This window comes from Mucilaginibacter sp. 5C4 (assembly GCF_034345625.1).
GTDB classification, from domain to species: Bacteria; Bacteroidota; Bacteroidia; order Sphingobacteriales; family Sphingobacteriaceae; genus Mucilaginibacter; species Mucilaginibacter aurantiaciroseus.
Genome location: NZ_CP133775.1, coordinates 4,246,142 through 4,263,767 on the forward strand (window position 1 = coordinate 4,246,142; position 17,626 = coordinate 4,263,767).

13 protein-coding genes are annotated in these 17,626 nt (G+C 44.8%); 5 read left to right on the forward strand and 8 right to left on the reverse strand.

Annotated features, from left to right (window positions below):
- Positions 1 to 51 precede the first annotated feature (51 nt).
- The gene (locus RHM67_RS19865; protein WP_322229091.1) at positions 52 to 2,760 is read left to right on the forward strand and encodes an OstA-like protein; all 2,709 of its coding nucleotides are present in this window, start codon (positions 52 to 54) and stop codon (positions 2,758 to 2,760) included.
- On the opposite strand, the gene RHM67_RS19870 is transcribed toward RHM67_RS19865, so the two are convergent.
- A complete protein-coding gene (locus RHM67_RS19870) occupies positions 2,750 to 3,337 on the reverse strand; it encodes a non-canonical purine NTP diphosphatase (RefSeq protein ID WP_322229092.1) in 588 nt (195 codons plus the stop codon). The genes RHM67_RS19865 and RHM67_RS19870 overlap by 11 nt on opposite strands.
- A gap of 1 nt (position 3,338) precedes the next feature.
- A complete protein-coding gene (locus RHM67_RS19875) occupies positions 3,339 to 3,959 on the reverse strand; it encodes a hypothetical protein (protein WP_322229094.1) in 621 nt (206 codons plus the stop codon).
- A 152-nt stretch (positions 3,960 to 4,111) separates the two neighbouring features.
- Between RHM67_RS19875 and RHM67_RS19880 the strand changes: the two genes are divergently transcribed.
- Both RHM67_RS19880 and RHM67_RS19885 read left to right on the forward strand, forming a co-directional pair.
- On the forward strand, positions 4,112 to 5,494 hold the full coding sequence (locus tag RHM67_RS19880; RefSeq protein ID WP_322229095.1) for a peptidylprolyl isomerase: 1,383 nt from the start codon (positions 4,112 to 4,114) through the stop codon (positions 5,492 to 5,494).
- 2 nt (positions 5,495 to 5,496) lie between these two features.
- Positions 5,497 to 6,459, forward strand: coding sequence for a MoxR family ATPase (locus RHM67_RS19885; RefSeq protein ID WP_322229097.1), 963 nt, complete (start codon positions 5,497 to 5,499; stop codon positions 6,457 to 6,459).
- A gap of 58 nt (positions 6,460 to 6,517) precedes the next feature.
- Here the strand turns inward: RHM67_RS19885 and RHM67_RS19890 are convergent, their stop codons facing one another.
- The 6 genes from RHM67_RS19890 to mutL all read right to left on the reverse strand — a co-directional run bounded on the left by RHM67_RS19890 (position 6,518) and on the right by mutL (position 13,670).
- The gene (locus tag RHM67_RS19890) at positions 6,518 to 7,384 is read right to left on the reverse strand and encodes a nuclear transport factor 2 family protein (RefSeq protein WP_322229099.1); all 867 of its coding nucleotides are present in this window, start codon (positions 7,382 to 7,384) and stop codon (positions 6,518 to 6,520) included.
- A gap of 123 nt (positions 7,385 to 7,507) precedes the next feature.
- A complete protein-coding gene (gene cysS / locus RHM67_RS19895) occupies positions 7,508 to 8,998 on the reverse strand; it encodes a cysteine--tRNA ligase (protein ID WP_322229100.1) in 1,491 nt (496 codons plus the stop codon).
- Positions 8,999 to 9,044: 46 nt separating this feature from the next.
- Positions 9,045 to 10,157 (reverse strand): endonuclease/exonuclease/phosphatase family protein, encoded by a 1,113-nt coding sequence (locus tag RHM67_RS19900; RefSeq protein WP_322229101.1) that lies wholly within the window; start codon positions 10,155 to 10,157, stop codon positions 9,045 to 9,047.
- 5 nt (positions 10,158 to 10,162) lie between these two features.
- Positions 10,163 to 10,984 (reverse strand): rhomboid family intramembrane serine protease, encoded by an 822-nt coding sequence (locus RHM67_RS19905; protein WP_322229102.1) that lies wholly within the window; start codon positions 10,982 to 10,984, stop codon positions 10,163 to 10,165.
- 33 nt (positions 10,985 to 11,017) lie between these two features.
- Positions 11,018 to 11,731, reverse strand: a complete 714-nt coding sequence (locus RHM67_RS19910) for a rhomboid family intramembrane serine protease (RefSeq protein ID WP_322229104.1) — start codon at positions 11,729 to 11,731, stop codon at positions 11,018 to 11,020.
- 82 nt (positions 11,732 to 11,813) lie between these two features.
- Positions 11,814 to 13,670 (reverse strand): DNA mismatch repair endonuclease MutL, encoded by a 1,857-nt coding sequence (mutL, locus tag RHM67_RS19915; RefSeq protein WP_322229106.1) that lies wholly within the window; start codon positions 13,668 to 13,670, stop codon positions 11,814 to 11,816.
- Between the two features lie 219 nt (positions 13,671 to 13,889).
- On the opposite strand from mutL, the gene RHM67_RS19920 reads away from it, so the two are divergent.
- Positions 13,890 to 15,521: an amidohydrolase gene (locus tag RHM67_RS19920; protein ID WP_322229108.1), complete on the forward strand. Its 1,632-nt coding sequence runs from the start codon at positions 13,890 to 13,892 to the stop codon at positions 15,519 to 15,521.
- Positions 15,508 to 17,325: a serine hydrolase domain-containing protein gene (locus RHM67_RS19925; RefSeq protein WP_322229110.1), complete on the forward strand. Its 1,818-nt coding sequence runs from the start codon at positions 15,508 to 15,510 to the stop codon at positions 17,323 to 17,325. The genes RHM67_RS19920 and RHM67_RS19925 overlap by 14 nt, the downstream gene beginning before the upstream one ends.
- The last annotated feature ends 301 nt before the right edge of the window (positions 17,326 to 17,626 follow it).

Consider the following 17,626-nt stretch of genomic DNA (forward strand, 5'->3'; position numbering starts at 1 on the left):
TTATCAAAATTATTAATTTAATAACCCCCGCAAAAAACTAATTTTGCCATCGTGATAAAATATATTTTAAGTACACTTTTTATATTGATGACACTGGCGGTTTCGGCACAGAAAAAATCTGTTGTGAAGCTTATACAATCAAAAAGCAGCCAAATTATACAGCTTAACGGCAAAAATGTACTTAAGGTTTACCAAGGTGTTTTTCAGCAGGATTACTCGGTCATGAAATCGGACAGCGCTTACTTTTACGTTGCCGATAACGCTTTTGATGCCTTTAGCAACGTACACATTACCCAGGGCGATACGCTGAACATCTATTCGGACAAGCTAAACTACAACGGTAACACCAAAATTGCCATCCTTACCGATAATGTAAAGCTTATTGACAGGGATGCCACCCTAACCACCAATTACCTTACCTATAATACCGCGACCCGCATAGGCACCTATACCGGCGGTGGTAAACTTGTGAATAAAGACAATACGCTTACCAGCAAAAACGGCTATTACTTTGCCTTCTCGCGCGATTCGTACTTTCGCTACAACGTGGTGCTGGTTACGCCCGATGCTTTGATAAAAACGGATACCCTGCGTTATAACACCGGCAGCCGTATCGCATATTTTTACGGCCCAACTAATATTTACGATACCAAGGATAAAAAAGACACCCTTTACACCGAAAACGGCCTATACAATACGCAAACCGAGCAGGCCTTTTTCGGTAAGAAAAACCTTTATAAACAAGGCACTAAAACCCTTACCGGCGACAGCTTATTTTACGATAAATTGAAAGGTTACGGCCGCGCGGTTAAGCGCGTTACGTTTCATGACAGGGAGCAGAACATCACCCTAAAAGGCGACCTGGCAACTTACTATAAACAAGGCGAGCGTACCGTGGTAACGCAGGACCCTTATGTAATTATTGTTACTGAGGAAAAAGACTCGACCAGGACGGATACCGTACCGGTTACTAAACCCGGTGTAAAAACCGCAAATGCGCTGGCGGTAAAAGCAGGCGTACCGGCAGCAACTATAAAAACAGCTAATGCTTTAGCCATAAAACAGCCCCCTGCCAATACCATCCCTATTAAAACGGGCGGTATACCTATGCAGGTACTTGCAGATACGCTTACTAAAATTGCAAAAGCCAACCCCAATGCTGTTAAAGCAGCAACCGCCATTATTGCCGCCAGGGTTAACGTACCCGGTGCTAAACCATTTAAAGGCGCAACGCCGCTTAAAGGGGCAGGCCTCTCCGCGTTCCCGATGGCGCCAAAGGATACGGTTGTAAAAATTACCGCCCCGGCGAAGAAGGTAAAACGCGATTCGATATATATCTCAGCGGATACGCTGGTTACGCAGATCCTGACTTACAAGGATGTGAAGATAATGCAGGAGAAGCAGCGCCTGTCTACCATCCGTGATACATCTGTAAAAGTAAAAAAACTTACCGCCGCCGAGCAGAAGAAAGCCGATAAGTTTTTAACCTTGAACATGCCACGCTTTAGGCGCGATACAACTAACCGGCACCGAGATTTTTTTGCTAATTACAAGTTTGCGCCAAGGGACATTTCGTTAACCCTACCTGCGAAAGGCAAACCTGCTTTAAGGACCGATGCCGGTGCTTTTAATTCACCTGCTGCAAAAGCAGACAAGGGCGCGTTTGGAACACTTGGCGGCGCAAAAACTGATAAGGGCGCATTTGGCACTTTACCCGCTAATGCATCAAAAGCCAGGGCTGCCGATACCGCCAATATAGACAAAGACCCCATATTTTACACCCCGCCTATTACGCTGAGCGATACGGCAAGGGTGCGTATTATTAAAGCTTACCACAGCGCAAAACTATTTAAATCGGACCTGCAGGCCAAGGCCGATTCGATGTTTTACAGTTATGCCGACTCTACCCTGCGCTGCTACATAGACCCGTTGATATGGACACAGGGCTCGCAATTGTCCGGCGATACCATCACCATCCAAATGAAGAACAAGAAGATGGATAACCTGAACATGTACCCTAAATCGTTTATTGTAAATATTGAAAAGGACGACTCCACCAACTTTAACCAGGTAGCTGCCAAACGCATGAAGGGTTTCTTTAAAAACGGCAAGCTGGATAGGATGTTTATTGTGGGCAACGCCGAAAGCATCGCGTTTACCCGCGATACCATGAAGAGGGTTGATGGTATGCAGCGGTCATTAGCCAGCAAAATGCGCATCTATTTTAAAAACAACAGCGCCAATAACATCTTCTTTATATCTAAACCAGAGCACCGCTACGGCCCTTTAGCCAAGTTTACCGCCGATGAAAAGATCCTGAAAGGTTTTATATGGAAGCCTAAGGAAAGGCCGGTATCTAAAGAATCCATCATCCCATCATACAACAAGAAAATTGCCCGCGCCAAAGCCGCGGCGGATAAAAAGATAGCAGATGCTACTAAGGCCAAATTAACCAAACCGGGCGAAAAAACGGCCAAGGATTCGTTACAGAATAAGCTGATTGTGCCGCCGGGTGTTAAAGGAGGCAAAGATAGCACGGGCGTTAAAAAACCGGCCATTAAAGCCCCTGCTGCCGGCGCAAAAGCGGATAGCGCAGCGGTTAAATCGCCACCGGTAATAAAAGCTGCTGCCGATAAACCAAAACAGGATAAAACAGCGGTTACGCCAACCCCGGTTACTAAAGCTGTGGCAGATACACTGAAGAGCAAACCCGCCGCACTCATTAAAACAAAAAAAGATTCGACCGCTACTAAGCCTTAGGTTGAGCGTTTAAGAAACTGATAAGCAGATCTACCGCACGGCCACGATGGCTGATGCGGTTTTTTTCGTCCATGCCCATTTCGGCAAAGGTGATGTCATAACCATCGGGCTGAAAAATGGGGTCGTAACCAAAACCCGCGGTACCGCAACGCTCGTGGCGGATGGTGCCGTTTACAATGCCGTTAAAAAAATGCTCCTCACCATTGCAGATCAATGATATAACCGTACGGAAACGCGCTTTGCGGTTTGGTTCACCTTTTAGGCTATTCAAAACCTTGTCCATGTTGGCTTCATGGTCGCCATGTTTACCGGCGTAACGCGCGGAGTAGATGCCGGGTTCGTTATTAAGCGCTTCTATCTCCAGCCCGCTATCGTCCCCGAAACAATTGAGGTTATATTTTTGGTAGATGTGCCGGCTTTTGATGGATGCGTTCTCGTTAAAAGTGAAGCCTGTTTCTTCAATATCATCTTGGCAGCCAATATCATTAAGTGTCAATAATTTTATTTGGGTACCGGCTTTGGCTTGTACCTCTTCCAGCTTGTGGGCGTTGTTGGTGGCAAATACTAATTGCTGCATGTTAAAGGGTTTTCATGTGTTCCCAAAATAGTTTTTTGTTATCGTTGCTGCTCATCATTTCATCAAAGCTAAAGCTGTATAGCACGTGGGTTTTTTTGCCCTGTAATGGCTGGTTAAGCGGCAGGTTACCAATACCGGTTGGCAACGAATCTGCCCCCATAATTACAAGCCTGGTTGGCGTAAAATAGGCGGCCAGTGCAGCAAGTTTTACCGGGGCGTATTTGTATACGTTTAATATTGCTACGTCTTCAAGTGTAAGCTCCTTGCGTTTCAGGATACTTTCCAGCGCGCTAAGGTGTGCTGCCGCGATGTGTTCTTCGTTGGCATAGTTTACCAGCACCACAAAGTTTTTATTGTTTTTACCCAGATAATTAAATTCGTTATCAGGCGTTTGTACAGTTGGTTCGGGTGTTTTTGGTGTTGCGGAAACAGGCGTAGGTTGCACTGCCGGTTGTTCTGCAATTACAGTCGCGACAGGTTGCTCAGTCTCGCTAACAGGTATAGTTTCGGCAATAGCTTGTTCATCAGCCCGGGTAGTAGTATACAAGCCTTTATCCTTGTTAAGCAGGTAAATTTCTTCCTGCATAATGTAGGCGAAGGCTTGCGGGTTGTCAACTTTCATATTTAACATAATTTAACCAAAAATACCTATTCCTGTTGAAGCATTATAAGCATATTCGCATTACGGCTTAATTATACATTTATTATTAATAAATTTTACCGAAATTCGCATTTTTAACGGATAAACTATCCGTACTAATTAGTAAAAAGTACATGAGAAAAATCGCACTGTCTATTATAACTTCATTCATATTTCTGTCATTTGCCCAGGCACAGGTACGCACACTTGATAAGATAGCAGCTGTTGTAGGCAGCGGTATAGTTTTACAGTCGGACGTTGAACTGCAATACGCCCAGTACCTGGTGAGCGGCCAGCAGCCAAACCCAAATATCAAATGCTTTATCCTGCAAAACCAGCTTACCCAAAAACTGCTTGCACAACAGGCCGTTATTGACAGCGTACAGGTAAAAGATGAAGAAGTTGATGCCGAGGTTGACCGCCGTATGCGTAGCTTTATACAACGCGCAGGCAGCCAGGACAAGTTAGAAGGCTTTTTAGGCCGTTCTGTGATCCAGTACAAGGATGAACTTCGCCCGGATATTAAGGAATCTCTTATCGCGCAGCGCATGAGGGCGAAGATCACCGAGAAAGTGAATACAACGCCGCAGGACGTAAAAAGGTATTTTGAGTCGCTGCCTAAAGATAGCTTACCATCTTACAACAAAGAGGTAGAGGTAGGCGAGATCGTATTCTCTCCAAAATTGAATAAAGAAGAGAAAGAGTTTTACAAACAAAAGGCAGAAGAACTAAGGGCAAGGGTAAAAAAAGGTGAAGACTTTGGCACATTGGCAAGGCTTTACTCACAAGACCCGGGCTCGGCACCTGAAGGTGGCGATTTAGGCTTTTTTGACCGTACAGCCATGGTTAAAGAGTTTACAGCAATGGCATTTAAACTAAAAACCGGCGAAATATCAAACGTATTTGAAACCGAAAATGGTTTTCACTTTTTACAGGTGATTGAGCGCCGCGGCGAGCAGGTGCATGTACGCCACCTGTTGGTTATCCCGGCTATTACCGAGGCGAGTTTAGGCCGCTCTAAAACCACTGCAGACAGCGTTTATAACGTGATGATGAAGGTAAAGAAATTTGATTTTAGTGCCGCAGCGGCCTTTTATTCTGATGATAAAGAAACTAAGTTTAACGGTGGTATGATGCTAAACGCAGATAACGTTCAAACCCGTTCTACCTACATCCCAACAGATAAGCTTGACCCGCAGATTGCGCTTACTACTGATACCATGAAAGTGGGTTCGGTATCAAAACCTCAGTTGTTTACCGATCAGCAAACCAACAAAAAAGCTTATAAGATATTGTACCTTAAATCGGTTACTAACGCGCACAAAGCTAATTTAGACCAGGATTATTCTAAACTGAAAGAAGCTGCCACCAACAATAAACTTACCCGTACCATTACCCAATGGTTTGATAAGCGCCGTAAAGAAACCTTTATTAAAATTGACCCCGAGTACCAAAGCTGCGCGCCGCTTAAAAGCTGGATAGCCGCAGAGCCAACCGCACAAGCCAAAACGGAATAAGTATGCCATACCGCTCTGATGTTGAGGCTGCCGATGCTTTAAAGATTGCCTATCAGGATATTCGTGCCGAAATAGGCAAGGTTATAGTTGGCCAGGATGAAGTAATTAAGTTTGTGCTTATCTCCATCTTCAGCAACGGGCATTGCCTGCTTGTTGGTGTGCCCGGCCTTGCTAAAACGCTATTGGTGCAAACCGTGGCCCAGGTTTTAGACCTCGACTTTAAGCGCATCCAATTCACGCCCGACCTCATGCCATCTGACATTATTGGTTCAGAAATTTTGGGCGAGGACAGGAATTTTAAATTTATAAAAGGCCCGGTGTTCTCTAATATCATCCTGGCTGATGAGATAAACCGCACACCGCCAAAAACGCAGGCCGCTTTATTAGAGGCCATGCAGGAAAAATCGGTTACTGCGGCGGGCGTTACCCACACCCTTGCAAAGCCATTTTTTGTATTGGCTACACAAAACCCTATTGAGCAGGAAGGCACCTACCCACTGCCCGAAGCACAGTTAGACCGCTTTATGTTTAACGTTGCTTTAGATTACCCTACTTTTAAAGAGGAACTGCAGGTTGTAAAAAACACCACCAGCACGGCTATCGTAACCGTAAACAAAAAGTTAAATGCCGAGCAGATCATTTATTTCCAGCAGTTGGTGAGAAATATCCCGGTGAGCGATAATGTTTTGGAGTATGCAGTTAAGCTTGTTGGTAAAACACGCCCTAACGGCGAGTTTGCAAGCCCGCAGGTGAAACGTTTATTAAACTGGGGCGCAGGCCCGCGCGCATCACAATTTTTGATTCTGGGGGCTAAATGCCATGCTGTGCTTAATGGTAAGTACTCGCCAGACATTGAGGATGTGCAGGCAGTGGCCAAGCCCATACTTAGCCACCGCATAGTGCGCAGTTACCACGCCGAAGCCGAAGGCCTTACAGCCAACGATATTATAGCGCAGTTATTTTAGATTCTGAAAGCGAAACGCGAAATTCTAAATCGGGACGCAAACTTATCCGAAATCGAACTTAGTTTTCTACGGTAGAGAATATTTCCAGCAGCATGTTCCACCTGTGGTTGGCATCAATTTCCCAGATGCGCACATAGTTGTAGTTGTTTACAATATTACCTTTCCTGATACGGGCTGTGCCATAGGTATAAGCCAGATCGTTACTGGTAGACCGGCCAACGTTAACCGTTTCGGCAGATATACTGATGCCTTCATTATCAATAAATTTCAGGATCTTATCGGTACCGGTCATCGGCTCAAAGCCGGGGAAATAGTAACGCGCTTCGGGGCTTAAAAATTCTTTATAAGCAGCCATTGCCGATAATTCTAACGAGTGGTTAAGTGTTTTATCAGTAGCTGTTAAAACGCTCTTGCCTGCAAACGGATCTTTGCTTGCCGCCTTTTGTTTGGTAAGATCGGGCTCTTTAAAATCGGTTATCACTTCCTGCTCAGGCTCGGGGTGCTGGATGCCTAAATTTACAAGCAATTTAAATTTGTTATCAGCATTATCTAATCGCCATATCGACACATAATCGCCATAAACCTTATCATCATCTGTTTTACCATTCTGATAAACGTACGGGCCGGCAGTAAAGCCAAGATCCCCGTTAGCTGATAAGCGCGCGAATTTTGGCTGCGAGCTAAGTTTACCGGGTTGATTTTGTATCCCACTGTAAAAGTCGGTTATTTTAACTGTGTTTGGTTTAAACACAATGCCTTCAGGATCGGCCACTGCCAAAAATCCGTCTTTAATACCTTTACGCTCTACTAATTTATTAAAACTTTCTTCGGCACGCACAACTGAGGCAACCTCAACTTTGGTTTGCGCCATCGCCGAAAGGCTAAATCCTGATAATATAATAGCAGCTAATAATGATCTTCTCATGGTTTACGTAGTATAGATTTGCCCGGGCAATTTAATATCATTTTAATTGATAACATAAAGGCGGCACGGGACTAATTGTTTTAATGGTAGTACTTGTTTTAACGTTTCTTAACAGGATAAGGCTTAAATTCTTACCCAATCGGTTGTGCCCTGTTTATTGTCATTCAGTTGAAAACCAATGTTTTTAAGTCCCTCGCGGATCTTGTCAGATGTGGCGTAGTCTTTATTCGTTTTGGCTTCGTTACGTAATTTAATAACCAGGTTCATCAGGTCGTCGGTATCGGCGTTCTCGTTATCGTCCTGCTTTAAACCTAAAACATCGTAAAAGAAATCGTTATATGTTTTCTTCATCCGTTCAAAAGTTTCTACCGAGATCTCTCCCGAGTTACGGGTGTTAGCCGTGTACGAGTTGATCCACTTGGATAAATTATTCAGAGCATCTAACGTTTTTGGCGAATTAAAATTGTCGTTCATGCTGTGGCAGCAATCATCGCAGATGTCGTTTATCGCTTTATTGGTCTCTTCATCAATGGTGGTCAACTCATTTTGCTGCAACGTAACTAACTTCTTGGCGCTCTCTGCAAGCTTCTTGTAAAAGATCTCGGCCGCCTCAATCGCCTCGTTAGAAAAATCGACCGTGCTGCGGTAGCTGGCCTGCATAAAAAAGAACCTCACCGTCATAGGGCTGTAGCCTTTTTTTAACAAAGGGTGGCCACCGGCAAATAGCTCATGCGGTAAAAAACTGTTCCCTAAAGATTTTGACATCTTTTGCCCGTTCATGGTTAGCATATTGGTATGCAACCAGTACGATGCCGGGTTTTTACCGCAGCAAGCCACGTTCTGCGCTATCTCGTTAGTATGGTGGGTAGGCATCAGATCGATACCGCCACCGTGGATGTCAAACTGGTGGCCCAGGTATTTATTACTCATGGCCGAGCACTCCAGGTGCCAGCCCGGGAAACCCAGTCCCCATGGCGACGGCCATTGCATTAAATGTTCGGGCTTCGCTTTTATCCACAGGGCAAAATCAAGCTTGCCGTGTTTTTCGGTTTGCCCGCCAAGGCTGCGGGTATTGTTCAGCATATCCTCCAGTTTACGGCCGTTTAGGATGCCGTAGTCCTGGCTTTGGTTGTACTTTTCTACATCAAAATAAACAGAACCATCAACTTCATAAGCGTACCCTTTTTCCAGGATGCTTTTTACCAGTTCAATCTGCTCAATAATATGGCCGGTTGCCGTAGGCTCGATGCTTGGCGGCAGGGCGTTAAATGTTTCCATCACCTTATGAAAATCTACAGTGTATTTCTGTACAATTTCCATTGGCTCCAGCTGGGCTATTTTTGCTTTTTTAGATACTTTGTCTTCACCCTCGTCGCTATCGCCCTCCAGGTGGCCGGCATCGGTAATATTACGTACGTAGCGCACTTTGTACCCAAGGTGAAGCAGGTACCTGTAAATAAGGTCGAACGAAATAAAAGTGCGGCAGTTGCCTATATGCACATCGCTATATACAGTAGGGCCACAAACGTACATGCCAACATGGCCCTCGTTCAGCGGCTTAAATTCTTCTTTTTTACGTGTTAAAGTATTGTAAACAAATAATTTTTGTTCCATAAGCGCAAACTTACAATTTTAGGCGTGGAGTTTAATTTTGAAGATGTTATTTTAATACCAGCAATGTGCTTAAAGGATAATGGTCTGACAATTTTTTTTCGATGATCTTGTACTCCATTACATCAAATTGGGGGCTCGCCATCACATAATCTATCTGGTAATTTGGGAAAGCGCCGTTATACGTACGTCCCAAACCCGCTCCCCTCTCTCTGAAAGCATTTTTTAAACCTTTCGCCATTTGGTTAACCGCGAAGGATGATGGTGTATCGTTAAAATCGCCGGAGATAACATACGGATAAGGGCATTTTTTAGCGTGATCTTTAATCACAAATACCTGCTCGGCACGTTTCTGGAAAGCAGTCTTCAGTTTCCAACCCACCCGTTTGGTAGCGCCAATATCGGCTTTCCCTTTTGAGGATAAATTGCCCAGGTATTTATAATCCTGCGGTTCAAACGCTATCGATTGCAAATGCACGCTGTAGATCCTCACCATACTGCTATCTTTCTCCACATCAACATATACACATTGGTTGCCGCTACCCTTTGCTGCCAGCTGCACCAATCCGTATGATTTGATGGGATATTTAGAAAAAATGGCCATTCCCACAGATTCGCCGGCGCTAATCATGGTGGGCTCAAAATAATAATTACCGGCACGCATTACTTTCTTGACAGAGTCTATCATAGCGTATTGCCCTTTTTTACGGGTAAAAAATTCCTGTATGCCTATAACATCCGGCTGCTCCTGCCCTATCAGGTCCAGGATCTCGTGCCGGGTAGAGCTCTCGTTTTTTGCGCCGTACCGTTTAAAATCGTGCACGTTGTAGGTCATCAACCTTAGTTGCTTTTTGGGTGCCGACTGGCTTGCACCGGCCGGCAAGCGGATGCCAATGTTATTGTTCAGCACGTTCCAGCCAATTAAGATGGTAATTAACGACAAGCCAATAAACCAGCTCCTGCGAAAGAGCCAGTAAACTATGATAATTACATTTGCTAAAAGCAAAGGCGGGTAAGCAAGGCCAAAGAACGCGATGGGCCAAAAGGTGCGTGGGTCTACATACGGCGCCAGGTAACCTAAAAGCAGCGAGGCACACAATGCATAGTTTATCCAAAGGAATACGCTATCAATAAAGGGTAAATTTTTGCTTTTAGCCTTCATTATTTTTACTTGCTCAAATTATCGAGGGTTTCTTTCTCCAATTTAGTTAGGCTCTTGTACCCGGTAGCTGTTATTTTATCGAGGATGCGATCTATATCCTCCTCTTGGGGTGCTGTTGATACTTTACGTTGCGGCTCTCTGTAGCTTACTACCTTCATTTTTGGCTTAGGCATAAATAAGCTATTAATGCTTTTTATCCAATCGTACCCACTGTTTAATTGCTTAATAAAAATGAAGCCTATTAAAGCCCCGCCAACCTGTGCTATTTGTGTACCCGGGTTATTCCTGGCACCAATTAAGGCAAGCGCCACATATACTATACAAACCCATTTTAACTTGACACGGCCGATAATTATTAATTGCAATTCATAATTAGGCAATAAAGTTGCCGTTGCCACCATAATACTCATAATACTTACTGATGCGCCTGTAATACCAATTGCAGGTAAGGTTATGTTAAACGCGTTTAAAATATTATAAGTAGCGATGTATAGTGTAGCCCCCACCAATCCGCCAATAATATATAAACCCATGAGGCGCTTATGATTTAAGTATTCCTCAAATACCCTCCCCATCCAATACAGCCAAAGCATATTAAACAGCGTTGGGAAGAACCCTTCGTTCATGAACATATAACTCAATGGCGTCCAAAAATGTCTGAGCAACTCAGGCAAATTAGGAAAGAGCAGTAAGTACTTATTCGTTAAAATACTTGTAAAGGGGATATTAGCCAATAAAAAAACAACAATATTAATGCCTATCAATAGCGTTATCCTGCTATCCGATTTTAGCATTTTGTATTGGAAGTCTTTCCAAATGGTGCTCATAGTATATTTATTTATATGCTATTTAAACAGCTGTTAGTAAAAATTGTTAGGCCGCTTTATTCCCCAAAGTTTTATGAGCAGGAAACCGAATAGCGCGCCGCCTAAGTGGGCAAAATGGGCTACGTTATCACCTGCAAAACGGCCGATCCCGGTAAACAATTCGATAGCAATATAACCTATTACTACGTATTTTGCCTTGATAGGCACAGGGATAAACATGATCATCATTTCCAGGTTGGGGAACAGCATAGCAAACCCTACCAATATCCCAAATATAGCGCCTGATGCACCCAGCATCGGGAAGTTCATAAACCCGTATAATTTTTGCGCGTTTTCGGGTCCGCCATAATTAAAGTATGACGCTTCTATCTCGGGGTGAGGGATACTAAATGAACCTGTTAAAGTGTGAATTTGTACTGCCTGCACAACCATGTACAAAACGTAAGCACCAATACCGGTGATGAAATAGTAGTTAAAAAACTTTTTTGAACCCAGGGTATATTCTAACATCGGCCCAAAAGAGTATAGCGCAAACATGTTAAACAAAATGTGCGTTAAGCCCCCATGCATAAACATGTAGGTAATTATTTGCCATGGCCTAAACGCCGGCGATAGTGGGTAGTATGCCGCGAACAGTGCGTTAAGGTCTATCACTTTTGCTAAGGCATACGTGGCAATAAAGAACAGGATATTTATAACAAGCAGGTTTTTTGTAACCGGCGGCATATTGGCAAATGGTGATTGCATATTGTGTACGTGTAATTATATATATGGTTTAAGCAGGAGGCGCTAAGTATCGCGTCTCTACAATAAATTGTGCATCGTTTTCTTACTTTTCAAATCGTTCTGCTAATTCGTTCAGCGTAAAGGTACTAATTACAGGCTTGCCATTTAGCGCAAGGTTTGGCATTTGGCAGGCAAAAAGCTGGTCAACCAATTGGTTCATTTCTTCCATACTTAGCTTTACCCCTGCTTTTAACGCGGCGTTACGTGCCAGCGAACGTGCCAGGTTGTCGCGCTTATCTAACTTTAATATCGCCAGGTTGTTTTTAAACCCTTCCAGCAATTGCTCCAGCAATTCGTTCTCGCTGGCGTTGGTAATATCTGCCGGGATGCCCTCTACCACAACGGTGTTACGGCCAAACTCACGAATGTCAAAACCAAGCGCGCGGATATCAGGTAATAGTTCTTTCAATAACTCAAAATCGCTGCTGTTTAGTGTGACGGATTGCGGAAATAAACTCTGCTGACTAACCCCGCTGTGGTTCTGCAATTGCTGTAAAAAGCGCTCGTACAAGATCCGTTCATGGGCCGCCTGCTGATTAATAAGCATGAAGCCCGATTTTATCTGCGACAGGATAAACCGGTTGTGCACCTGAAAGAACTGCTTCTCGCTGCTTTTGCTGATCGCCTGTTCATTCACGGGGATACTTGTTTCCTCGTGCATCTCGTGCTGCAGGGTTTCTTCTTTCTTACTTATCTCATATAACGTATCCCAATTACGCGGGATGGCCGTATGATGATTCTTGTTATCGCGCAGAAAAGGGATCTCCCGCTCGCTCGTTCTTTTTTCGGAAGCGAAGGGGTTAAAGTCCGGATTAAAAGCGATGGTCGGCTGTTTAATTTCCTCAAAAGGTGTTGGGGTGATGAGGTGGCCGATGCTGTTCTCCTGGTCAAAATCTAACGTGGGTGTAATATTATACTTACCCAACGAGCGCTTTACCGCCGAGCGGATGATGGCGTAGATGGATTTCTCGTCCTGGTATTTGATCTCGGTTTTTGTAGGGTGCACGTTGATATCGATCTTGGCCGGGTCGATATCAATAAATAGCACATACAGCGGGAAAGTTTCATCGGGCAGCAACTCCTGGAAAGCCGTTAGCACCGCGTGGTTTAGGTAAGCATCTTTAATGAAACGGTTGTTCACAAAAAAGAATTGCTCGCCGCGGGTTTTACGCGCAAATTCGGGCTTGCCCACAAAACCCCGTAAGTTTATGATGGTAGTTTCCTCTTCAACAGGCACTAACCTTTGGTTATAGTTATTACCAAACAGGTGCACAATGCGCTGTTTCATAGCAGATGCAGGCAGGTGGTAAACCTCCTGCCCATCGTGGTGCATGGTTAAAAACACTTGCGGATTAGCCAACGCCACGCGCTGAAACTCGTCGATAATGTGGCGCATTTCTACCGGGTTACTTTTTAAAAAGTTACGGCGGGCGGGCGTGTTATAAAAAAGGTTTTTGATGGATATAGATGTACCAAAGTTGGCCGAACAAGCCTCCTGGTTCATCACTTCCGATCCTTCTATCTGGATGCAGGTACCCAATTCATCTTCGTGGCGGCGGGTTTTTAACTCCACCTGGGCAATAGCGGCTATCGAAGCCATAGCCTCGCCCCTGAAACCCATGGTACGGATCGCAAAAAGGTCTTCGGCCTTGCGGATCTTTGATGTGGCGTGGCGTTCAAAACACATGCGCGCGTCGGTAAGGCTCATACCGCAGCCATTGTCAATAACCTGTATCAGTGATTTCCCGGCGTCCTTTAATATCAGTTGAATTTTATCGGCACCTGCATCTATCGCATTCTCTATTAATTCTTTTACTGCGGATGCAGGGCGTTGTACTACTTCGCCCGCGGCAATCTGGTTGGCAACGGCATCCGGTAAAAGCTGAATTATATCTGGCATTAAAAATATTTCCCTTCTCTGTTTAGCCTCTCCCCGCCCTCTCCAAAGGAAAGGGGTCAAAAAGGTAATTCCCTCTCCTTTGGAGAGGGGTTTGGGTGAGGCTTTTATTATACACCCTTTTTCAGGTGCTAAATTAATTATTTGATTGCATAACTTTACCTTTACATACTTGTATATAGTATTTACGTTATTATTATTTACATCTACCTGTTTATTAACATGAAGAAACTCTGGCCCGTGCTGCTTTTGCTTGCCGCGGCATGCAAGCAAAAAGAATATAATGCCGATCTGATCGTAAAAAACGCCCTCGTATATACGGTTGACAGTACCTTTAGCACCGCGAATGCCTTTGTGGTAAGCAGTGGTAAGATAACCGCCGTTGGCGATATTGGCACCCTCGAAAAAAAATACTTAGCCCGCGAAGTAATAGATGCCGGCGGCAAAGCCGTTTACCCCGGCTTTATTGATGCCCACGCCCACTTTTATGAATATGGCTTAGGCCTGCAAAACGTAAACCTGGTTGGCCTAAAAAGCTGGACAGCCATAGTTGATACCGTAAATAAATATGCAAGCCATAAAACCGATGGCTGGATAATAGGTGGCGGCTGGGACCAAAACATTTGGGATAATAAAGCATTCCCCAACAAAGCGAAGCTCGATTCCCTTTTCCCGGTACGCCCGGTGATCCTTAATCGTATTGACGGCCACGCCGCCATTGCCAACCAGGCGGCCCTGAACATTGCAGGTGTAAAACCGGGCCAAAAGATCATCGGTGGCGAGGTAGAAACCATTAACGGTAAACTTACCGGTATACTGGTAGATAATGCCGTTGGTATTGTTACACGCAAGATTCCCGAGCCTACCGAACAACTTACACAAGCCGCCTTGCTTGATGCACAACGTAATTGCTTCGCGGTTGGTTTAACCACGGTTGATGATTGCGGCCTGCCTTACACCATGATAAGTACCATAGCGGCATTACAACACAAAGGCGACCTTAAAATGCGCATGTACGTAATGCTGGCCGACCAGCCCGCGAATTATGAATACCTGTTTAAACGCGGTGCCTACAAAACACCCGGCCTAAACGTGCGCTCGTTTAAGGTTTATGCCGATGGTGCTTTAGGCTCGCGCGGTGCATGTTTGCTGCACCCTTATGCCGACCAAAAGAACTGGAATGGTTTTTTATTAAGCAGCAAAGCGCATTTTGAAGAGGTCGCCAAAAAGATAGCGGCCAAGGGTTTTCAGATGTGTACGCATGCTATTGGCGATAGCGCTAACCGGGTGATCCTGAAAATTTATGCCGAGAACCTGAAAGGTAAAAATAATAAACGATGGAGGATAGAGCACGCGCAGATCGTATCTCCGGATGATATCAAAATGTTCGGCGCTAATAATATCATCCCATCGGTACAACCAACACACGCTACATCTGATATGGCCTGGGCAGTAAAACGCCTTGGTGCCGACCGATTAAAAACCGGTTACGCTTACAAAAGCCTGATGAAACAGAACGGATGGATCCCGCTGGGGACTGATTTCCCGGTAGAGAATATAAACCCCATGTACACGTTTTATGCTGCTACCGAGCGCAAAAATTTACAAGGCCAGCCCGCTGGTGGTTTCCAGATGGATAATGCGCTTAGCCGTATAGAAGCCCTGCGCGGCATGACCATGTGGGCGGCAAAAGCCAACTTTGAGGAAAAAGAAAAAGGCAGCATTGAAGTTGGCAAATACGCCGACTTTGTAATACTTGACCAGGATATAATGAAAACCAAGGGCAGTAATTTGCCAAATGTTAAAGTTTTAAAAACGTATATAAATGGTGTTAAGGTTTATGAGAAAAAATAAGCAGCGTATGTATCTCCTGCTGCTATCCGGGTTCGCGCTTTTCAATTCGGCATGTGCGCAAAACCCGCCATTAACGGGTAAGGCTTATGTAAAAGAGCAGCTGTCGGTTGAGCAAGCCACGGTTTTACTGAATAACGAAAAGCAACTTATCCCCCTGCAAAACCTGGACAATAACAAGATAGCCAGCATCCATTTCTCGTCGGTTAACAGTACATCTTTTGATAGCCTGCTTAACAAGTACACCAAGGTTGATGCCTTTAACGGTAACGATTACATGAGCGTTAAAACGCTTGATATGCTGGTGCAGGATACCAAGTTCTACAACATGCTTATCGTTCAGTTAACTGATGCCGAAGCGGGCAACCCGGCTATCATCGCTTTCATCAACAATAATCAAAAGATGAAGAATGTGGTGGTGTCGTTGTTAGGTACTAACTCATCACTTACTAAGTTGAACGATGTAACATCGCCCATTATCTGGTCGACCAAAAAATCGCAGATAGCGGCGTTTTACAGCGCGCAAGTCATTTTTGGCGGGGTGGCTATTACGCAAAAGCTAACTAAAACGTACTCGCCAAAGTACGCTACCAATACAGGATACCTAACCTCCAAAACCCGTTTGCAATACACGGTGCCCGAAGACGCCGGCATTAACGCCGACAACCTGAAAGAAATTGATGCCATTGCGCAGGAAGCGATCAGCAACAGGGCTACACCAGGTTGCGTGGTACTGGTTGCTAAAGATGGCAAGGTAATTTTCAACAAAGCATACGGTTACCACACCTATGACAACAGCATCCCCGACAGGATAACCGACATCTTCGACATCGCGTCCATGACCAAGATCTCGGCTACCACAATGGAGGCCATGCAGCTTTATGATCAGGGCAAATTGAACCTGGATTCGACCCTGGGAACTTACTTAGCCATATCTCGCAACAGCAACAAAAAGACTTTGGCCGTTCGTGAAATACTGGAACACCAGGCAGGGTTGATCCCGGATATTTCCACCTTCGAGATGATTAAACCGGCCGATCATAGTACCGATTCGTCCGCGGCGTTCCCTGTTAAGGTGAGTGATAACTATTATGTTAGTAAAGGATACTTTGATGAAGTGATGCTGCCTGCAGCGCTGCGTTCGCTGGTGAAAACCCGTGGGCAATATGTGTACAGTGATGTGGGTATGATATTTATGCAGCAAATTGAGGAAGCAATCACAGCTATCCCACTAAATAAATATGTGCAGGATAAATTTTATAACCCGTTGGGGATGCAAACTGCAGGCTTCTTGCCGCTGTACCGTTTCCCGGCCAACCGGATCCCCCCAACCGAGGACGATAGAAAAGACCGCAAAACATTAATTGATGGCTACGTGCACGACCCAACCGCCGCCCTGATGGGTGGCGTTGCAGGCCATGCGGGCGTATTTGCAGGCGCTAATGATGTTGCTATCATGTACCAAATGATGCTTAACCGCGGCACCTATGGCGGCGTACAATATGTTAAAGCCGCAACGGTAGACCTTTGGACATCCAAACAATCGGCAGTTAGTCGCCGTGGTTTGGGTTTTGACCGCTGGGACCCGATAGCCGACAGAAATTACCCATCTAAATTAGCATCAGACCAGGCATATGGCCACACCGGTTTCACCGGCACCTGCGTTTGGGTAGATCCTAAATATGGGTTGGTGTATGTGTTCCTTTCAAACCGCGTGCATCCAAATGTGGGCAACAAACTGGGCAGCCTAAACATTCGCCCAAGGATACAGGATGCAGTTTATGAGGCGATACAGAAGGGGATGTAAGGAACACACTGCGCTCGTCTTTGACGAGTGCTTAACTTGCGGGATTAACGGCTTTTGACGGCTTTTATTCGCTCATAAACGACTTGAACAAAATTTTCTTTTTTCGGATAAATATTGATAAAAAGCGTTCACGTTCACTGCCGTGAACACATATTAATACTTGTAAATCAAGTGTTAACGTATTTTAACAAAGATCATTTAACAGTCTTTTTGGATTATGTAAACAAACCTGAAGTCGCGTCACAGAGCTAAACCATTTTAAGCACTCATCATAGACGAGCGCAAGTAAAGCGGGCTCCTT